Origin of the sequence: Microcoleus sp. FACHB-68, assembly GCF_014695715.1 — a bacterium.
Classification (GTDB): Bacteria; Cyanobacteriota; Cyanobacteriia; order Cyanobacteriales; family Oscillatoriaceae; genus FACHB-68.
Genome location: NZ_JACJOT010000006.1, coordinates 826599 through 846165 on the forward strand (window position 1 = coordinate 826599; position 19567 = coordinate 846165).

12 protein-coding genes and 1 CRISPR repeat array are annotated in these 19567 nt (G+C 44.8%); of the genes, 1 reads left to right on the forward strand and 11 read right to left on the reverse strand.

What is annotated here, in order from left to right; translation table 11 throughout:
* Positions 1-20: 20 nt before the first annotated feature.
* The 4 genes from H6F73_RS07935 to glpK all read right to left on the reverse strand — a co-directional run bounded on the left by H6F73_RS07935 (position 21) and on the right by glpK (position 3686).
* Positions 21-323: a KGK domain-containing protein gene (locus H6F73_RS07935; RefSeq protein ID WP_190758208.1), complete on the reverse strand. Its 303-nt coding sequence runs from the start codon at positions 321-323 to the stop codon at positions 21-23.
* A gap of 102 nt (positions 324-425) precedes the next feature.
* Positions 426-734 carry a KGK domain-containing protein gene (locus H6F73_RS07940; RefSeq protein ID WP_190758209.1) on the reverse strand — a complete coding sequence of 103 codons (309 nt, stop codon included), beginning with the start codon at positions 732-734 and terminating at the stop codon, positions 426-428.
* A gap of 640 nt (positions 735-1374) precedes the next feature.
* Positions 1375-2091 carry a pentapeptide repeat-containing protein gene (locus H6F73_RS07945; protein WP_190758210.1) on the reverse strand — a complete coding sequence of 239 codons (717 nt, stop codon included), beginning with the start codon at positions 2089-2091 and terminating at the stop codon, positions 1375-1377.
* Positions 2092-2168: 77 nt separating this feature from the next.
* Positions 2169-3686 (reverse strand): glycerol kinase GlpK, encoded by a 1518-nt coding sequence (gene glpK, locus H6F73_RS07950; protein ID WP_190758211.1) that lies wholly within the window; start codon positions 3684-3686, stop codon positions 2169-2171.
* Between the two features lie 305 nt (positions 3687-3991).
* Here glpK and H6F73_RS07955 point away from each other — a divergent pair, with 305 nt between their 5' ends.
* Positions 3992-5410: an MATE family efflux transporter gene (locus H6F73_RS07955; protein WP_190758212.1), complete on the forward strand. Its 1419-nt coding sequence runs from the start codon at positions 3992-3994 to the stop codon at positions 5408-5410.
* Between the two features lie 260 nt (positions 5411-5670).
* Here the strand turns inward: H6F73_RS07955 and H6F73_RS07960 are convergent, their stop codons facing one another.
* The 7 genes from H6F73_RS07960 to cas10 form a co-directional block, all read right to left on the reverse strand.
* Positions 5671-8466 (reverse strand): glycoside hydrolase family 15 protein, encoded by a 2796-nt coding sequence (locus tag H6F73_RS07960; protein ID WP_190758213.1) that lies wholly within the window; start codon positions 8464-8466, stop codon positions 5671-5673.
* 86 nt (positions 8467-8552) lie between these two features.
* Positions 8553-10457: direct repeats of the CRISPR family, unit length 37 nt; unit sequence GTTTCCATTCAAATAATCTTCCCAGCGAGTGGGAAAC.
* Between the two features lie 115 nt (positions 10458-10572).
* Positions 10573-11862, reverse strand: coding sequence for a hypothetical protein (locus H6F73_RS07965; RefSeq protein WP_190758214.1), 1290 nt, complete (start codon positions 11860-11862; stop codon positions 10573-10575).
* A gap of 65 nt (positions 11863-11927) precedes the next feature.
* A complete protein-coding gene (locus H6F73_RS07970; protein WP_190758215.1) occupies positions 11928-13868 on the reverse strand; it encodes an RAMP superfamily CRISPR-associated protein in 1941 nt (646 codons plus the stop codon).
* Positions 13865-14254, reverse strand: a complete 390-nt coding sequence (locus tag H6F73_RS07975; RefSeq protein ID WP_190758216.1) for a hypothetical protein — start codon at positions 14252-14254, stop codon at positions 13865-13867. The genes H6F73_RS07970 and H6F73_RS07975 overlap by 4 nt, the downstream gene beginning before the upstream one ends.
* Complete coding sequence (cmr4, locus tag H6F73_RS07980; protein WP_190758217.1) at positions 14255-15133, reverse strand: type III-B CRISPR module RAMP protein Cmr4; 879 nt, start codon at positions 15131-15133, stop codon at positions 14255-14257. It lies immediately after the preceding gene.
* The gene (locus H6F73_RS07985) at positions 15130-16305 is read right to left on the reverse strand and encodes a type III-B CRISPR module-associated Cmr3 family protein (protein WP_190758218.1); all 1176 of its coding nucleotides are present in this window, start codon (positions 16303-16305) and stop codon (positions 15130-15132) included. Before H6F73_RS07985 ends, cmr4 begins: the two co-directional genes overlap by 4 nt.
* A complete protein-coding gene (gene cas10 / locus H6F73_RS07990; RefSeq protein WP_190758219.1) occupies positions 16305-19406 on the reverse strand; it encodes a type III-B CRISPR-associated protein Cas10/Cmr2 in 3102 nt (1033 codons plus the stop codon). Before cas10 ends, H6F73_RS07985 begins: the two co-directional genes overlap by 1 nt.
* Between the last annotated feature and the right edge of the window lie 161 nt (positions 19407-19567).

The window sequence follows — 19567 nt, forward strand, 5'->3', positions numbered from 1 at the left end:
GCAGCCCTTCTTCCGGCGAGTCATTGACGAAACTCTTCTAGCTCAGGTATCCCTGCTGGTTCATCAGGGCAAAACTCAAACACTATTTTGAACCTAATTTTTCCTTTAACCCAAGAAGAAGCACCAACTTTTAAAAGTCGGCTTTCTACACCCTCAGCCATCCAGGCTGGTTGCCCTGTCACCTGACGCGTTAAAGAATCACTTAAAAACTTTGATAAGCTACCTGTTATGTGAACTTTAGCAGGATTGTTACCAGTAATAACAACCCCTGATTCTTCTGTAGAGAAGACGTGTTCCTCTCCTTCCAACTGTTCAAATGGCATTGCTGTTCCTTGCTGTAAGGGATAGAGGCTTGGGGCTGCCACCCGCGAAGTCATCCAAAATTGTTACACTTGGTCAAACGCTAAATCATTACTGACGCACGGTTACTGACGAAACTCATCTAGCCCGGAGGCAGGGAGAGCTGGAGTTTCGGGTTCATCAGGGCAAAATTCAAAAAGAAGCCTGAGCCTAATTTTTCCTTTGACCCATTGAGAGCTTCCGAGCTTTAGGAGTCTTGCTGGCCTACCCTCATCTGTCAAACGCTTGTCAGCTATTACACTGTTCAAGAAAAGATTATCTAGACTTTTTATCAGCCTGCTTACTATTTGAATTCTCTCTAACGAGAGGCGGATTTCACCCGGACTGTATATCTCAAGAATATTCTCGGCATCTTCCAATGGTTCAAATGGCATTGCTGTTCCTTGCTGTAAGGGATAAAGGGTTGGGGCTGCCACCCTGAAGCTATCCAAAATTATCCCATTCCGTTAGAGCAACTTTTGAGTTTGATGTGGCCTCTCAAATATCAGAGCCATATAGATTTTCCTTATAGGAATAGCTGGAATGCTTGATTTTCCGTTGCAGACAGCCCGCTCCATTCATAAGCTTGACTGATTACTTAGCATTTTCCGTTGCAAGCGCTTACAGTGAAAGGATTCCGCTATTGCTCTAATATCAAAAGAGCAACACTGGTGTTATTTTGTGAAGAACAACCGCAACGGCCAATCTACAATTTTATGGAGTGACCAGTTCGAGAAGCTGCTTGCCAGTTCGCAGCCCAAGTACAAATTGCTTTGGGCTATTTGCTACTACACGTCCTGTCGAATCAGTGAAGCGCTCCAACTGGCGATAATCAGCGAGACCGAACTGCCTGACAGCGGTTATTTATTTCCCGGTAGCTAGGTTTAAGAAAACCTGATTTTAAGGTGACAACGTTAAATAGATTATGAAACAAAAGTTTGTATTTTTCGAGCAAAAATACTGTTAGCAAATAAATAAGCTAGAGAAACAAAAAACTATCTTCTGTAACTCTTACGCCTTTATCTAACTATCAGTTTAGGCGTGAATTGTCCCATCAGGCAGAATTGCTCCGGTTAACTTTGCTCCAGTTAATTTTACCAAAATTCGATCTCTCGATCCGACTTTTGCGCCTCTGAGATCGGCTCCGCTGAGATCAGCTCCACTGAAATCGGCTCCCACTAAATTAGCGTCTCGTAAATTTGCATTTTTGAGAGAAGCTTGCAGCAAATTTGCTCGGAATAAATTTGCTCTTTCCAAATTTGCTCCATTCAAATTTACTTTGTGCATAAAAGCATCACTTAAATTTGCATCACTCAAATTTGCATCACTCAAATTTCTTCCTGATAGATCCCTTTCTTGCAAATTTGCTCCCTTAAAATCTCGTCCACTCAAATCAGAACTCGGTTTTTTTTCTTGATATTGAGGTTCAGAGGAATAGTGAGATGAATATTGAGAGGATTTTTGCCTTTCTCTTTGATAGTAAGAACGTGAGGGTTCGCGCTCTTTATTTGAATTTGACTGTGGCTGACTTTTTTGAGTTTTACCTTGTCGTCTGGCTGAGCGCAATTTATCCCGCGCATGGTTAATTTCTTTTAATTTATCTTCAGCTTTTTGTTGCAGCCTGGGATTATCTTTAGGAATGCGATCAGGATGCCAAACAAACACTAAGTCTTTATAGGCTTGATTCACTTCTTCAACAGAAGCACCAGGTTCAAGGCCGAGAATTCTATACGATTGCTCTAACTCATCCATTACATCACCATCACTTCATAATAAGTGCGATATTTTTTACTTCTTAATTTCTTAATACCGGCCATTCTAAAAATTCGTTATTGAACCCAGGATTTCGATCTTTTAACCGCTTCACACCACTTGCTGAAACTTTCCTGCGCCGGCATCATTCCTGCACCTGGATAAAACGTTTTGTCAATTTGACAAGAATCTGTTAGCGCTGTATAATCTTTCCAAAAACCAACGGCTAAACCGGCAGCAAAAGCAGCGCCTTGAGCGGAAGCATCGAGGAGGACGGGACGTTCCACGGGTATCCCTAAAACATCGGCTTGAAATTGCATTAAAAAGTTATTTTGACACGCTCCTCCGTCTACTTTTAAAGTGGTGATATCTGTGCCGCTATCTTGATTAATTGCCTGGACAACTTCTTTAACTTGGAAAGCGATCGCCTCGACTACGGAACGCACGAGATGTTCTCGCTGTACGCCGGCGGTGATGCCAAAAAATGCGCCTCTGGCGTTCATATCCCAATGGGGTGCGCCTAAACCGCTGAGTGCCGGCACAAAGTAAACGCCTCCGTTATCAGCGACTCGCTGCGCCATCATTTCAGTATCAGCCGCCGCTGTAATCAGTTTAATGCCATCTCGCAACCACTGCACGCAAGCGCCGGTGGTAAACATACTGCCTTCTAAAGCATAGCCGGTTTGAATTTTTTGATCGGTTCCTATCTGTGTCCAGGCAACTGTTGAGAGAAGTTGGTATTGAGAACGTGTGACTTTGTTGCCGGTATGAGCGACTAAAAAGCTGCCGGTTCCGTAGGTGCATTTTGACAAACCCGGACGATCACAACCGTGAGCGAAGAGTGAGGCTTGCTGATCTCCTAAAATGGCTGTGATGGGAATTTCTGCGCCTAATAATTCTGCTAGAGTGTGTCCGAAGAGTCCCAAAGATGCCTGGATTTCTGGCATGAAATGCGGGGGAATTTCAAATAATTCTAGCAATTTTTTATCCCAATCTTGCTCAGCCAAATTCATTAGCATTGTGCGGCTGGCATTGCTGTGATCGGTGGCGTGGGTTTTGCCGCCGGTGAGATTCCAAAGAATCCAGGTATCGATGGTGCCGGCAATTATATTATCGAGGTCAATCGGCGGATATTCCTGCTTAATATGTTCGAGCAACCAAGCTATTTTTGTGGCGGAAAAATAGGCGTCAATAAATAAGCCGGTGCGTTCGTAAATCTCTACTGCATGACCTTGCTCAGTTAATTGTTGACACAGGGGTGCAGTGCGCCGGTCTTGCCAAACGATGGCATTATACAGCGGTCGCCCTGTTATTTTATCCCACAAAAGACAGGTTTCTCGCTGTACGCTTAACCCAATTGCTGCGACATCTTTTGCAGTGACTCCCGCTTTCTGCAAAGCTGTTTGCATTGCCCAACAGGTATCTAGCCAAATTTCTCTCGGATCGTGTTCTAACCAACCGGGCTGGGGGTAATATTGCGTTAACTCTTTGTAAGCAGAACTAACGACGCTTCCTTCCCGATTAAACAGGATGGCGCGGTTGCCGGTGGTTCCGAGGTCTAGGGCAAGAACGTAAGCGGGAGCAAATGCACTCATCTTGAGCTATGTTCACTGTGGGTTTTTCTACTATAACTTTTCTGCCGGCACTCGATTGCAGAAGTCCTGACTATTTATGTTAAAATTAATAATTCAGGATAAATATTTTAACATATCTCTCAAAATAAATTACTATTGAATACCCTTGTTTATTAAAAACTATCAATTTCTTGAACTAAGTTTTTAAAATTTGATTTTTTGTTAACCAAAGATGTTGAGGATAGTCTGCCGGCAGGTAGACACAGATAAACTTGATTTGAGTAATAATTTAAAGTTGGCTTTGAAGATTTTTGTTAATTTGATCCATGTTTTCCAAAAAACTAAGCTTTAGAAACCTTAGGTTTATATCAAAAGTCTTAGCCGAAGCTAAAGCTTGTCTGTTACTGGCGATTCCTTTAGCGGCGGCACAACTCGCACAAGCCGGCACTAACTTTTTCGACACAGTCATGATGGGGTTACTGGGAAGTCAAAGTTTAGCTGCCGGTGCTTTGGGTGCAGTCACTTTCTCTGCATTGATGTTAATTAGCACCGGCATTGTTTCTTCTGTTGGTATTCTCGCGGCAGTTGCGGATGGTGCCGGCGAATCAAAGCAAGTGAGTTGTGTTGCCGTACAGGGACTTTGGCTATCAATTGCCTTATCTATTCCCTTTATGCTGTTAATTTGGAATATGGGGCCAATTTTGCGGCAGTTTGGTCAAGAACCCAGCAATGTTATTTTAGCAGAAAGTTATCTCCGTGCGATTGTTTGGGGATTCCCTGCAAGCATGGGATTTGCTGTTTTAAAAAATGTAGTTTCCGCGCTTAACCGGCCTAGAGTTGTGATGGTGATTATGGTAGGCGGCGTGTTTTTAAATGTTGCAGCAAATTATGTCCTCATGTTCGGTTTATGGGGTTTACCGGCTCTCGGTTTAGCCGGCATTGGATGGGGAAGCACACTGAGTTACTGGGTGATGTTTGCCACGGCAGTCGGTTTTGTGAGTTTCAATGAACATTTCAAAAGTTACCAGATTTTTCCTTATTTTCATCAGTTTAATCGTCGAACATTTTGGGAAATCTTTCAAATTGGCTGGCCCATTGGGCTGCTATTTACATTTGAGGCGGGATTGTTTGCAGCGACGACTTTTTTGATGGGATATTTAGGAACGGTTACTTTAGCGGCACATCAAATCGCTTTGCAGACTGCTGCCATGACGTTTATGGTGCCGGTTGGAATTTCCTATGCCACGACGATTAGGGTTGGGCAAAGCATTGGGAAAAATGATCCGAAGGGCGCTCAACAAGCGGGATATGTCGGCATTGCTATCGGTGCGATTTTTATGGGAATGATGGCTGTGATTTTTTGGATATTTCCTGAGAGAATTGTTGGGATTTATCTGAATGTTAAAGCTCCAGAAAATTTAGAGGTTGTTAAACTTGCGATTTCTCTTTTAGGAGTCGCCGCGATGTTTCAAATATTTGATGGCATTCAAGTGATTGCTGCCGGCGCTTTGCGGGGATTAAAGGATACGAGGGTTCCTATGTTGATTGGGGTTTTTGCTTACTGGATTGTGGGCTTTGTTAGTGGGTATATGATGGGTATTTATCTGGATTGGGGTGGGGTTGGTTTGTGGGGTGGTTTGGCTTTGGGGTTGGCTTTTGCGAGTGGTATTTTAAGTTGGCGTTTTCGTCATTTGGTTCTGCGGATGAGTAAGGAAGATTTTTTAACCGCAGATGAACGCAGATAAACGCAGATGAATACAGATGGAAAGGATAGTTTGTTTGTGGGTGCCGGCAGATTAAGATTTTTAACCGCAGATGATAGCGCAGCGTGGCGTTAGCCATACGCAGATGAACGCAGATGATAGCGCAGCGTGCCGTTAGGCATAAAGGATAGTTTGTTTGTGGGTGCCGGCAGATTAAGATTTTTAACCGCAGATGCACGCAGATAAACGCAGATGAAGAGGATAGTTTGTTTGTGGGTAGTTGTGGAAGGATGTAGATAAGGTTAGCGTTGTGAGGTTGTGTAGTTGTAATTGTTTAAATTATTGTTATCCCATTCTTGGGATTGGTTGAGGAAGGTGAGGTTTAATGTGCTTGTTTCTGGTAGGTTTATTGTTGTTGTCCAGTAATCACCGGCTTCTTTTTTCATGGGTACGTCTGTTGGGTTTTTAAATCCATTATGACCCCAGTGCAGGGTGATTGCAGTTGCAGCACCGGCAAGTGAACCTTTGTAATAAATTTTGAGCGGTTGTCCGGATATGACGGGATTTGGCCAAATATCGATGGGGGTGTTGATTGGTTGAAAGGTGCCGGTTGCAATTGTTTGATTCCAATTTTTTCCGGTATTATCCCATGTTTTGCCGTCGGTAAACGCAAAGTTTAAGGTGGTTCCTGTTACTGGCAGTGAAAGGGTTGTTTCCCAAAATCCATCGGTTCGCTTGATCATGGGTTTATCTGTAATGAATTGCCAATTGTTGTAACCCCAGTGCAATTTAACTTGGGAGGCGTTGGCTAAGGAACCTTTGTAATAAATGGTTAAGGCTTTGCCTTGTGCGGCAGCGGTTTTATTATAATCAACTGGATAATTTTGTTGGGGTTTGTAAGCGTTGGTAACATAACGCTGATGAACAATTGCGGGCATATCGATTACTTTTCCGCTGTGATTTGAGGCTAGGAGGGTGATGTATTCTCCCATTGACCAGGAAAGAGGTGTCATGGATTTTGTGGGGGTTCCTGGGGTAAATTGGGAGGGAGCGTTGAGATCCCAAACTTGTTCGGGAATCATATAAGAATCGTTGGCAAATGCTCTTAGGGTGGCTAAGTAAGTGTCGGCTTTTTCGCCGCCGGCAATCGCATAATGACCGCGTTCGCCGGTGAATATTGGCCACAAACGCCCGATGCCGGCACCTGTATAATCTGCGCCGGCTGCTGTTTCGCCGTAGCCGTCGTGATTGTATCGAAACCAGGCTTCGCCTTTGTTGGGAAGGGTTTGTTTAATGGTGGAATCGATTGCCGGTAGGGATGATAAAATATAGGGATTATTCCAAGCTTTTACGCCATGACGAACTAATTCTAAAAAGCTGGTGTCAACGATGCTGCGTTCGTCGTAGGAACCGCCGCCGTTACTGATGTTTAAAAGATGTCCGTCGTTGGGGTTGCCGTTATCATCAATTCGTTGATAATAGTTGCCGTTGCCGATAGAACCTGTGGTGGTAAATGTCCAAGTTTCTACCAGGCTTTGCCAGTAATCTGCGGTGGCTAAATAGTGTTGCTGGGTGGGGGTATCTCCGTTGAGTTTAGCGATGTCTGCGGCACACACTAAACCGGCTATTTCGGCGGCGATGGTGGCGGGAGAGTAGCCGGCATTTTCTTCCCAGCGTTCTTGTTGTGTCCAAGGGCCATTTTTGACGATAAAATCAGCGGCGGGTTTGATATGTTTGAGATAAGTTTGGGGATCGTTTCGGCCTAATTTCCAAGCGAGAATGATGGGAAAGGCGGTTTGATCCATTTGGATGCTATTCCAATAAGGGGTGCCATCGGCGAAGGCATTTTGCAGGAAATGTCCGTCTGGTTGTTGACTTTTATTGAATAACCAATTTAAGGCGGAGTTAGCTGTTTCTCTGTCACCGGCAGCGATTAAAGCGCTGGCAAATTTATATAAATCTCGCGGCCAAATTAAATGATATCCGCCTTGCATTTCCACGCCAAAGGGTGTGCAAATTGAGTAATTTGATTCTCCCCAAGGATTCCCTAAACCAGCAACCATTGCGCCGGAGGATTTGTCTTGGGAGGCTTTTAATACCATTGCGGCAAGGTAATACTGTTGATCGGCTGTGTTGTCAAAGGAATTGAGATGATCGGTGTAGTAATTCCATTGGCTGTTGTAGGTGGAAAGGAGGGTGGAAATGTTATCGCCAAGGGTGCCGGCGGCTGCGGCTTTGGCGCTGGTTTCACTGTCACCAAAGCCGAGAACTAAGTGAAAAGTGATGGATTTTTGATGGGGATAATCGCTGAGATCGAATTGGGCGATTTGCGCGATATTTCCATTGGTGGCGGTGTCAAATTTCCAGTTCAGGGTGTTGTCAATTTTGCCACCTTTTAAATCTTGCCAGCCGTCACTATAGCCGACGAAGCCGGCAGAAATTGTCTGGGGTTGGAAGTTTAAGGAACTGGCTAAGGCTGAGGTTTCACCGCTATTGGCGTTTTGAGCAATTAATATGTTTTTGCCGTTGTCGGTTGTGTGGGAACCTGTGGTGGCTTTGCCATTATTGGATATGGCGGGATGATATAAGGTGTAAAGGTTGTAATCTTTTAAGGTGCCGGTTAAGGCGGTGAAGGTGATTTGCTGAATTAAGCTGTTGCGGGTGGGATCGGTGAAGATGGTTTTTTGGATTTGATAGTGGTTATTTTTGGCGGTGTTGGTGAGATTCCAAGCGAGGGAATGGGGGTGATTTAATCTGACTTGATGGGTGGTGTCTTGCTTTTCTTCATCCACCCAAGTTTTATTGGCATCACCGATTAAAAATTGCCAGTCTACGGTTGCCGGTTTGTCGGCGGAGGGATAGAAGATTTCTCCCAGAATTCCATTGATGCCGGTGAACCAAACTTTTGAGGTGGGGTTGGCGGCGGTTCCCAGGAAGGTGAGGGTGGAAGCCGGCCAATTTGGGCAAGTTCCGGGATAACCAAAGGCTTCTTTGGGGGAGAAGGGGTGGGTGAAGGCGAGGCTGCCGGTGATCAGGCAGAGGGTGAGGAAGAGGGTGATTTGGATGCCGGTGAATGGATGATTTTTTTTGAAAGGCATTGGGGAGTTTCGGGAGGTTTCGATGGGCTAGATTGCCCTGATTTTCTTCTTTGCTAACTTTTTGGGAGGAGGTTTTGTGATTTCTCGTTTCCATTCAAATAATCTTCCCAGCGAGTGGGAAACCTCAATTAAGATCAATAATGAGGCAACGATTTCTAACGTTTCCATTCAAATAATCTTCCCAGCGAGTGGGAAACTTTGAAGCCGACATCACCCAAGATTGCCCCAACTTGTTTCCATTCAAATAATCTTCCCAGCGAGTGGGAAACATTGAAGGTTGAAATCGCCAAGCGCCCTACCTCAAATTTCCATTCAAATAATCTTCCCAGCGAGTGGGAAACAAACTTACAGCGCACTAGCAATCGCATCACATTTAGGGTTTCCATTCAAATAATCTTCCCAGCGAGTGGGAAACGGCGTCGTGGCGGTGGGTTGGGATTGAGGGTTACAGTTTCCATTCAAATAATCTTCCCAGCGAGTGGGAAACTTTGCAGAGAGAATGGAATGTGCGAGTAGCATTGGGTGTTTCCATTCAAATAATCTTCCCAGCGAGTGGGAAACACGAACGCCGGCGCAGGGAAAGCCGAGAAATTTGGAAGTTTCCATTCAAATAATCTTCCCAGCGAGTGGGAAACATGGATATTTGGTTCAACGCATTTGTGCCGGCAAAAGTTTCCATTCAAATAATCTTCCCAGCGAGTGGGAAACAGTAAAGAAGAAGTTGACAAAAACATGGAAGAGTCGTTTCCATTCAAATAATCTTCCCAGCGAGTGGGAAACGGTGTGATCGCCTGATTCTATCAATCAAAAATGGAATGGTTTCCATTCAAATAATCTTCCCAGCGAGTGGGAAACAGCCAATTATTTGGAATTATGTTTATGGAGCTTTTCCCCCGTTTCCATTCAAATAATCTTCCCAGCGAGTGAGAAACATCCCGGCTTGGCTTTCGTGTTCTCGATATTTGGTGGCGACTTGTTTTCATTCAAATAATCTTCCCAGCGAGTGGGAAACAACAAACAAATGACAACTCAAAAAGCAGAAATTCAGTTTCCATTCAAATAATCTTCCCACCGAGTGGGAAACGAGAATCGTTCAGTGGTGGGTGTTGGTACACAGTTGTTTCCATTCAAATAATCTTCCCAGCTAGTGGGAAACCTAAGTTTTTCACCCTCGAAAACGTCATAGGATATGCGTTTCCATTCAAATAATCTTCCCAGCGATTGGAAAACTATTCGCATCTGGTGGATAGCTCAAGTTTATGAACAGGTTGACAAGTTTCCATTCAAATAATCTTCCCAGCGAGTGGGAAACATTGAAAACCCGAAACACTGGCTTTTTGTGCAAGTGGCGCGGTACACGTTTCCATTCAAATAATCTTCCCAGCGAGTGGGAAACAATACAGCAATCTACGCTTTTATCTACCTCTGCGGTTTTCCATTCAAATAATCTTCCCAGCGAGTGGGAAAAGGTTATGCCGAAGGCTACCGCGATGGTGAGCAAGTTTCCATTCAAATAATCTTCCCAGCGAGTGGGAAACAAGCCAACACCTGTAAGGATTGCGTTTATTTCCGCTCTCACAAGTTTCCATTCAAATAATCTTCCCAGCGAGTGGGAAACTTACAAGCTCATCAAATTAATTAGAGGTTGACAAGTTTCCATTCAAATAATCTTCCCAGCGAGTGGGAAACCAAATCGAGAATTGCAATCTTGAAAAGGCAAATTTGTTTCCATTCAAATAATCTTCCCAGCGAGTGGGAAACCGAAGCATCAGAGAAGAATCCCAAAAAGCCGAATGCAGTTTCCATTCAAATAATCTTCCCAGCGAGTGGGAAACCCTAAAAGCCTTACTCAGAGAGGAATTGATAGGATCTAAGTTTCCATTCAAATAATCTTCCCAGCGAGTGGGAAACAAGCGTTCTCCGCCAACTTCACAAGCACAGAAATCGCCAAGCAGTTTCCATTCAAATAATCTTCCCAGCGAGTGGGAAACTCCAGAGTTGGAGGAAGATGATGAGGATGATTCTCAAGTTTAATCAAAAAAAATCACCCTTGTAAACCCAATTCTCCCCCATCTTCCCTTATTTCCTCACCACACTCCCAAAAAATTAAGGGCGGAGACAATCTTCAAGCTGAGCGCAGATTGTTTGATTGAGATCATCAAAAGGATTCGTTGCCGGCAGCTTTGTAATTCCCCGCACAATTTTGCGTAAATTCGCTAAAAGCTCCGGTTGATTCTCAATTTCAGAAACCCCCTCAAGCTGATGCACCGAATCATTCCGCTGCTTGCAATAACCACCCAAATATTTGATAGATTCAACTAAACTTGCCAACTCCGGAAAATATTCCAGAACCGCAATCATCGTCAGCCGGTGAATATACTGTTCCTCTAACCGCAGTGACCAACCATTTTCCTCGACGCAGTAGTTTTTTAAATACTGGTAAAGCTTCCCCTCATCAAAGGTGTTAATTTCTTTCTTAATTTTTTCCTCGCATTCTTTCCAACCTTTTTTCACGTCAGGTAAAAACTTCTGCTGAATCAAAATCCGCAGTGCATTTTCCTGAAAAGCAACAACCTGAACCAAAAAATCAGCATATTCTTGATTTTTCAGCTTAATTACAGCCTTAAAGTACAGCTCTGCCAGTATAGCCCCTTGCTCCTTTCGCCGCAGCGCCGCAATCTCCCCAATCCATCGGTTATCATTCAGCTCACTCCGTATAGGTTGTATAGACGCATCAGCTCGATTAAAATCAAAAGCGAGCCGGTGATGACCAGACTCTAAAAGCGCGGTAATGATATTAGTAGAAAGCTTAGTTTCCTTGAGAGTTGCCAAAGCACCACTGTAGTTATAATCAAGAATTTGTTGCTGAACAACCTTCAGGTCAAATTCATTTTTCAAAGTATCCACATTCGTTTCAAAAACTCTATCTTGTCCCAACTCCATTTCCCTAGGATTTCGTACCTGCCAAACACGACTTGCCGGCGCATACCCCGCCGCCTGTAAAATACTCCACGCCGATTTCATCACCGGCGTTCCTGAAGAAGCATTGAACTCTAATTGATCTGCCGGTGTTAAATAAGACTTTGCACGTTCCATTCCCTGACGCGCCGCCTGCACAGCCCCCAGTAAATCAACAGGATCGTCAGTAAGGGCCTTATCAACCGGGATCAGGTCAACAATTTCTCCCGAAATCTGGAGTTCCTCACCCAGCCATTCCTTCGTAAGGTTTGCCAGAGGCGTAATGTCATCCCTACTTGTGTACAAAAGAATCACGCGAGTAATCGTGAAGTTTTGCGCCAGCAGATGACGCACTAGAGAAAGAATCGATCCGTCTTCTTTTGTTTTATCGGAACCAGGATCTTGTTTGCCAACAAACGAAACAACAATACTTGCCATATTTTACCTGAAAGGATGTAATTTGAAATGATGATTTTCAGTTGACTAAATGATCAGCGTCAGCGCTACTTACGTTTGAGTTTCGGACGATGAGAAGAATCGCTAGAAGGCATTTCTCCAAAAATCAAGTTTGCTCCTATGTTTTGCAAAGCTTCAGCAAATTTTAGGCGAGCCTTATCATCGACTCCAAAGAGAGTAACCACTTGATAAGGTGAGGTGCCGGCAGGAAAAATCGACTTAATCCAAACAAAAGAAGGCGTTCCGAGTTTTCCCCCAACATTGGAATTACCCTGTTTTTCTTGATTTTCACCTTTGAAGCAAGTGTCTCCATACAGTAAACTCAAAGCAGAACCCCGCACATTATCTTGGTTGCCTTCTGTTTGCCAATTTTTCACCTTTTTTGGCGAAACTTGAGCCGATGATTTCAACAGCCAGACTTGAGCATTTTTGTCTAATACATCCTGCCGGCGAGAACCCGGTTCACCAGGACTGCTCGTGTAAGAACCAATGGGTGTTTCCACAGTTTTAAACACCTCTATCAATTGCTTAAAAAAGCCTTTCCATTGTTCAAGATCAAACTCAAACGGTAAATCCGCCCTGTCCAAAGTCCAGTGACATCCTCGCATCCTCCCATTCAGCAAATGCAAAGGTCGGCGAGAACCACGCCCCACACCGCCTAAATGAGAGGCTAAAATCAACAATTGCTCAACCAGGTTCAAATAGCGCTTCTCGCTTGCTTCGAGATAGATAGTGCCGGTGTAACAATAGGGGTTTGTCTGTGCCGGTGGGTTCGTACGAGTGCTGATCAAAATTTGACCTGGTTGCCCCAAGTTGCCAAACAGCTTTTCTTCCAACTTTAAACAATTTTCAGCGTCATATAATCCTAAAGCCACAGCCCGAAACCAGTAGCGCAAAATTCCCCGTAAGGCAGTTGGTCGAAATTCTGGCTTCTGCTGATCCCCGCCATAGATTCCCTGCGTCCATAGCTCAAAATTGAAATTTTTACTGTGAGGAAGCTGCGGTTCCTGACTGATCGTGCGCCCGTAACCTCCGCTAATACGGGAACCAAGGCCGCCGGTATCAAGGGCATTTTTCAGCCAAGTTTTAACCAGTTCAATTTTATCGGCATATTGCGGGGATGTTGCCTGTAAACCGATTAAAAATTGCGGCTGTTCTAAACTCAACAAGGCATGAGGTTCGGGTTTGTATTTGACTTCATGTTGATTGTTCCAAACCCACTGGGGAGTTGCCACATCCACACTCAAACAGGGTTTTGTGGGAAAAGCATCCAGAAATATAATTTTGGCAGCTTTGACAGTTTTACCCACCAGCATTCCCAGTAATTCTGTAACCTCAGATTGGTCGGGATGGTGACTTTTCGCCCAATGTTTTGCCGCACCTTTGAGACTGGAAGCAGGAATGTAGGGAACGCCAAAAACTGGATGGAATGCCGGCAGCAACAATTCCCGAAATCCTCTGGTTCCCCCAACCCGCATCCGCCAGCTAAATGAAATAGTGAGGGTGTTATCTTTTCCTCCAGCCAGTGCCAGCGTTCGTTCGCAGAGCTTTGTGTAAATGCCGGCACAATCTTTTTCTGCACCCACAGCAGATTCCAATACCGGCTGAACGATTTCTTTACCTTTAACCTCCTTAAACTCAGCAAAGTTTAGCGCCTGTAAAGGATTCCCCTGATTTTTAACCGGATTGATTGATTCTGAACGCCCTTGATTGCTTGCTGCTGGTGGCGGCGCAGTGCCGGTGCGGCATACAACCTGCTCACAAAACAATTGAGAGCTGAGTTTATTTTTGAGCGGTTGAATTTGTCCTCTTGCTGCTTTTTCCGCTGCTTCATCAGCAAAATAAAGCGTCAAAACCGGCCTGTCATAGCCTCCGTAGGTAGCGGCTGCAAATATTTTACCCAACTTGGAGTTAATTTTTTGCTCAGCCGTAATAAACGCCCGCCAAATGTCAGCAGAATTAGCCAATTTATTGGGTTTTGAACTCATACTTCCTCTGCCTTTCCTAAAATTGGCTCCGCCCAGAATGACCACTCTTGGGCTAGTTGAATCGCTAAACGATTTAGGCCAGTATAGTCGTGAATTTCCATTTCAAACAAAGTGCTACAGTCATCAAAAGCAAATGCCACTTGACTTAACTCTTGCAACTTTTTCAAAAAGTGCTGATAAACTTGTCCTTTATATTTTGTGTCGCCAGATTGATACTTCTTGCCATCGCCGGCTAGCCGGTGCAATCCCCAAGTCGAAAGATAAGAAGGCAACCCTTGCACCACAGAACTTGCCTTTTGATGATTTTTAGACTCAACAATTCCTTTCACTTCTTGCAAGCCCTTATAGGCTGAATGACTGAAATCACGGGTATCTAGCTTCAACATTTATGCTTCTCCTTTTTCAACATTAATTTCCACAGTTTTATTGAACGTCCATCCCCGCCCCAATCCTTCTAACCCGCCAAATTGCAGCCGATCATTCAGAGTTGCTTTTAAAGATTGGCGGCACTTTTCTGTCTTCTCCTGATTTTTAGCCGGCTTCAGTCCCCAAGGGAAAAACAGAATAGTTTCTGAAGGCATCGCTTCTTCAGAACGAAATGAACCATCAGCAGCAGTTTTCTGGTCTGTCTTAAGGGCTATTCTCACTTCTCGCTGCAAGCCGGTTTCCACCAAAGAAGCACAGTCCTCATTTGACAAAATGACTAATTTCTGATGAAGATCAAGAATTCCCCCGCCATCAGGAATCTCTTCAAAGCAGTTCCAGCAAGCAGCATCTGGTTGAATACGTTCAATCTCCTCCTCTTGAAGCACTGCCCCTTGCAAATAAATTTTCTTGCTAGCAATAGAAGAGATCGCTTTTTTATCAATGCCGGCAAGGCTTGTTTGCCACCCTTTAATCAGCGTTGTCATTTCTGGATTCTGCAACCAGCGATTCCAGCGAATTAACCACAAAGGGCAAGTAATCCAAACAAATTGATGACTGAAAGAAGCTACAGGAAATAACAGCAACGTGGCATCAGCAAACCAAACTTCTCCTTCCGTTGCCAACTGACCCTCTTTAATGCGTTCCCCAAAGAAAGCCCCAGCATCATCTGGATGAGTAGATTCTAGAACCGAGCGAATTTTGCCTCGAAGTGAAGAAGAAGGCAGATAAGGCAATTCTGTTTGAGCTTCCCGCGCAATTCCCATGAGATTGCCGGCTTGAGAACTGGCTCCTGTGTGCAGAGGGGTGAGAAGATAGGTGTAAGTTAGATAATTCGTCATGATGCTTGTGTGTTGATTGACTGAGATTGAAAAGAAATCCAAAGTAATTCTGAATAGCCCAACTGTTGCAACCGCTTAGCCTTATCTAAAGCTTTCCCCTGCTTAGCCTTGGAATCTTCAGCAAACAAAATTTGCGGTTGATTCAAGTAATAAACACTGCCTGCCGGTGCCGCAAAAACTTGCGGTGCGGGAATGCTGCTATTGTCTTCCTGATCCCGAATCCGACAGCTCACGGGCACCGGCTTATCCGTCGCCACACTCACCAAATGCCCCCGCCTTGCCTTCGGATTCCCCGGATATGCTAAATCCCACTCCCAAGGCCAAGCACGGCACATGACTTTGTTGCTGTCATGTTGGCGTTCAAATATACCAGGGGTAACGAGATAGGCTAGGGATCTCGCCTTCTCGTTGCTACCTTTTTCAAAGTTAGCTTGGGAAATTTTCTGGAGATTATTCCACTGCTGATCAAGCACCGGACAACGCTGAAAAATTGCGCGATGTCCTTCCCCACCCAATCGCAGAGTTACTAATTTCCCGATTTCCTGAATCGCTTCGTGAGTCTTCGCATCAACCGCAATTGCTAAACTCCAACCCGAATGCAATCGCACTGCATTTTCAACAAAATAGCCATCAGCATCCTTAACTTGGCGAGTTCCCGGCTCAATCGCATTGTGGGGACGAGTTTCCACCGACCAAGGCTTAGGATTTTCGCCGGCATTGCATAGCCAATCTTTCTCCTCCGTTGGTTGGCCGACTAAAAGTTTAAGCACCACATCTTGACTGATATACAAACGAGATTCCGCTTCAGATTCCGCTTCAGTTTCCGTTGAATGCTGACTTTTATCGAGTAACAACGGGACTGGATAATTGCGGTCATAAATAGCTTGCCGGCATCGATGGTTGTCTGCAAGCCAGGACGCAGGAACCAATTGATTTTTGCCAACCCAATTAAAAGGTCGCGGGAAGTAGAGCGTTTCCTGGTAGCAAAGAAACGGGCCTTTTAGGGTGAATTTGGTTGCCTTTGCCCGGTTAACAAGCTCGCTTAACGCCCCAGCAATCGTATGAGGATTGGGGGGGAAAGTGCTGCCGGCCCATGCCCTTTCCCCAGGTGTAAAAGGCTTAGCATCTCGAAACAATAACACATCCAATGGGGTGAGCGTGTACCAATACATTAACTTTCACCTCCTAACTTTATCTCCCGTTTACGGATAATCAACGCCGCTAGTTTCAGCCAGTTTTGAATTTCACGTTCACCGTCTTTTTCTGGAGTCGTTTTCCAGAGTTCACACAGAAAATTTTCCAAAGCTTCCCGAAACTTTGCTTTTCTGATGTCATCCCCTTTAAACACATCGCGGCGATTGCAAAATGCCTGAGTCCAAGGCGCAATTGCATCGAGTACCGGCGCAGGGTGCTGACTCCACACAGTAGCCGCTTGCTCAAAAAGAGCCGCATCCAGATCGGGTATAGCCTCCAAAAGTTGCTTCCACAACTGAAAAACATGAAACTTCGCTGTTGATTTCAATACATTGCCGGTGCCGTACAAAACCCGAACTTGTACTGCGTCTTTCTTTTCCGTCTTCCCCTCAGATGAGATATAGAAGTGTTCCTTTGCTTCATCCTCAGCTTCCCAAAGATTTTCAAGAGCAATTGCCAGAGGAACCGAATGATTCGCAATCACAACTCCAAAACTAATCGTTGCAGTATTCCCCATCGTAAACAGAGGACGAGGAGAAATCATTTCAGGGATATTTTTTTCACCTTTCCAGCGCCAATAATCTCCCTGATCATCAAACTCATTTTTCTCATCTTCGTCCCCTCGGAAACACTGGCGAATATCCCACAACCACTTATCCCACTCCCAGAGATTCGTGTAAGCGAGAACATCATCACCGCCGGCATAAATGAGCCTGCCGGCATAGCGTTCTTCAGTGAGATAAGGAACTAGCTGATTTGAAAAATCTAACAAAGCCCGACTCAACGCGCTGTGAGTTGCCGGCCCCATGCGCTTTGTCACCGTTAAAAACGCTTGAAATGGCTCTCGTAAATGCTCTGGCATCTGCTTAATTTTTTCATGCAAAGCATCGGGCATATAATTGCTGTAAGGTTTAAGCTTCTCGCCTTTCAACCACTCACTCATGCCATCGCCATCGCCAGCCGCTAGCACATACCAATCCGTAGGATTATTGCCCGGTTTAAAGCCTTGAGAAATCTGCTCTCGTAGCCTCCTTAACTCATCCTGTTTAGCTTTCTTTTGCTCATTAAGCGTCAACGGTTGAGCGGGATTTAGATTTTTGGCGTGAAAATCATCTATCAACCAGCCGGCATTCAGCAAGCGCGGATTCAGCCAATCGTCGTGATTTTTAGCAATCCAGGGAATACCCCACGGTAAATGAGCCGGTGCATCTTTTCCATCCTTTGCCCAAGGAAAGTTTTTAATAATTTCTTGACAAGCACCCTGGAAATACGAAATTGCCTCCTGATTTTCCTGTTCTTCCATTTGCCGCAACCATCCCGCCACCCCAGAACTTAAATCAGGATAGAGAACAGGGACTTTTCCCGGCTGATTGTCCTCTCGATCTGGAAACAGCACCGGCAACAAAACTTGATGCAAACCGCGTTTGAGGACTTCCGTGGCATTCAGTTCTTCAATGCCATCAAATAACCCCATATCATTAGACCAAAATTGCTCGGTTTCCCCTTCAGTTGCCCACTCAGGTTTTGCCGGATCGTAGATAGGATGCACAACAGAACCTAGTCCAGAAACTGTTGAACGGGGGCCAAAAGCTGTTGGCAACTGCCAGGTTCGAGCATTCTTAACACTATTGAGATTGAAGCGAACTTGGTCAAAAATGCTAGCCCACCAAGAACCAACATTTATATTAGGTTGTCTGGCTTTAAATTCCTCTCTGGTTTCGGATGGCTTGTCTTCCCCCTGCGGAGCGGTTTGTTTAAAAACGGCTTCAAGAAATCGATATTCCGACTTTACAAATAAGGCAGGATAAGGATTGGCAAAGTCGTTTTGTTTGCCGATCCATTCTTTAAATTCCTTATCCTGCCGTGGGGAATGGTGCAATTCAGCGGTGCTCTCACCAATGGGTAGCGCAACCCAATAAGTTTGCCACTGAGTTTTCAGCCAGCCTTCCCAAGTTTGAGGATTGATATCGCGCCACTCTTGGCTTCCTTCTCTATTACCCGATTGCAGAAAAGCTAAAACTTCCTTACCCAAATTATTCCATTCTTGTTTAAGGACTGCTTCGGCATACGCCATCGCCGAACGCACGGGATTGCCACTCATATCATCAGGATTTTTACCGTTATTCGGCAAAATCATCACTAACACATTCGGAAATCCAGCAGTCAGTAATTGTTGATCTGACGGTTGCTTTATCCACTCGTTAAAGTCATACTTCTTTAATAACCAGTGGTCGATCAGTGGCTGACTATACAAACAAGGATAGAGCAACGTATCAGGGCCATATTTCTGTGCAATCGCCCAACAAACTTTGGCAGAAAGATAGTGCAATAGCCAAGAGCCGGCCCAGAAATCCCGCATTTTACGGCTAGCTTTAATCAGTTCTTGCACCGGCGTAAAGCTGAACGTCGCCACGTAGGGGCGAGATCGCAAGAACCGAGCATTTTTTTTCGGGTAATCTTCTAGTTGGTCATAATAGCCGGCTAATGCCCCAGCTAAAGCGGAAGTCATCGTGGCGTGACTCCAGAGAGAGGCATCAGGAAGACGAGTTTCCGCCGGCAGTAGATGAATGCAAGGTTCATCTCCCAAAGAAGTCGAAAGTGCTTGGGTATAGCATCGCCACAACCACCAAAAAACTTCTTGCGGATCGTCGCATTCAAGAATTTCATTAAGAGCGGCTTCTTCTACACCGTCAAGAAATTCTGTACGAGCACGACTGTCAGCACCCGTAATGTGATGATGCCATTCATTAAGAATGAGCGTTTGTTTTTTCCCAGATAACAAATGATGCAGCTGTAACCCTTCGCTGCCATACAATATGGCACTGTGTTCAGCCGGCAACCGACCAACTGTCGTGCGATCACTTGCTGATGCAATTAAGTCGCACAATCCCACATATTCCAACCAAGTAGAACTGTAATTGCTATTTGGATGTTTTGCTGGATCTTTGGGAGACTCCCAACCCTGCATACAGTGCAATCGTTCCCATCCGCCTTCCCCACCCAGGTTTGGATACAACGCTTTGAGTGCCGGTTCGTGCAGCAAACCCCAGATTTTGGCTTGCCAGAATGCTTTACACACTGTTCTCAGTTCTCCTCAGTAACGTACCGAGTCTAACAACAGTGCAAGCTCAACTGCTCTAAAATCCCAATATTGAATAAATTAAGTTACAAGCCTTAAACCCTTTGTCAGCCTCAACTAGACAATCTATTAATTTTTATGTGAATATTTTCTTTTACTTG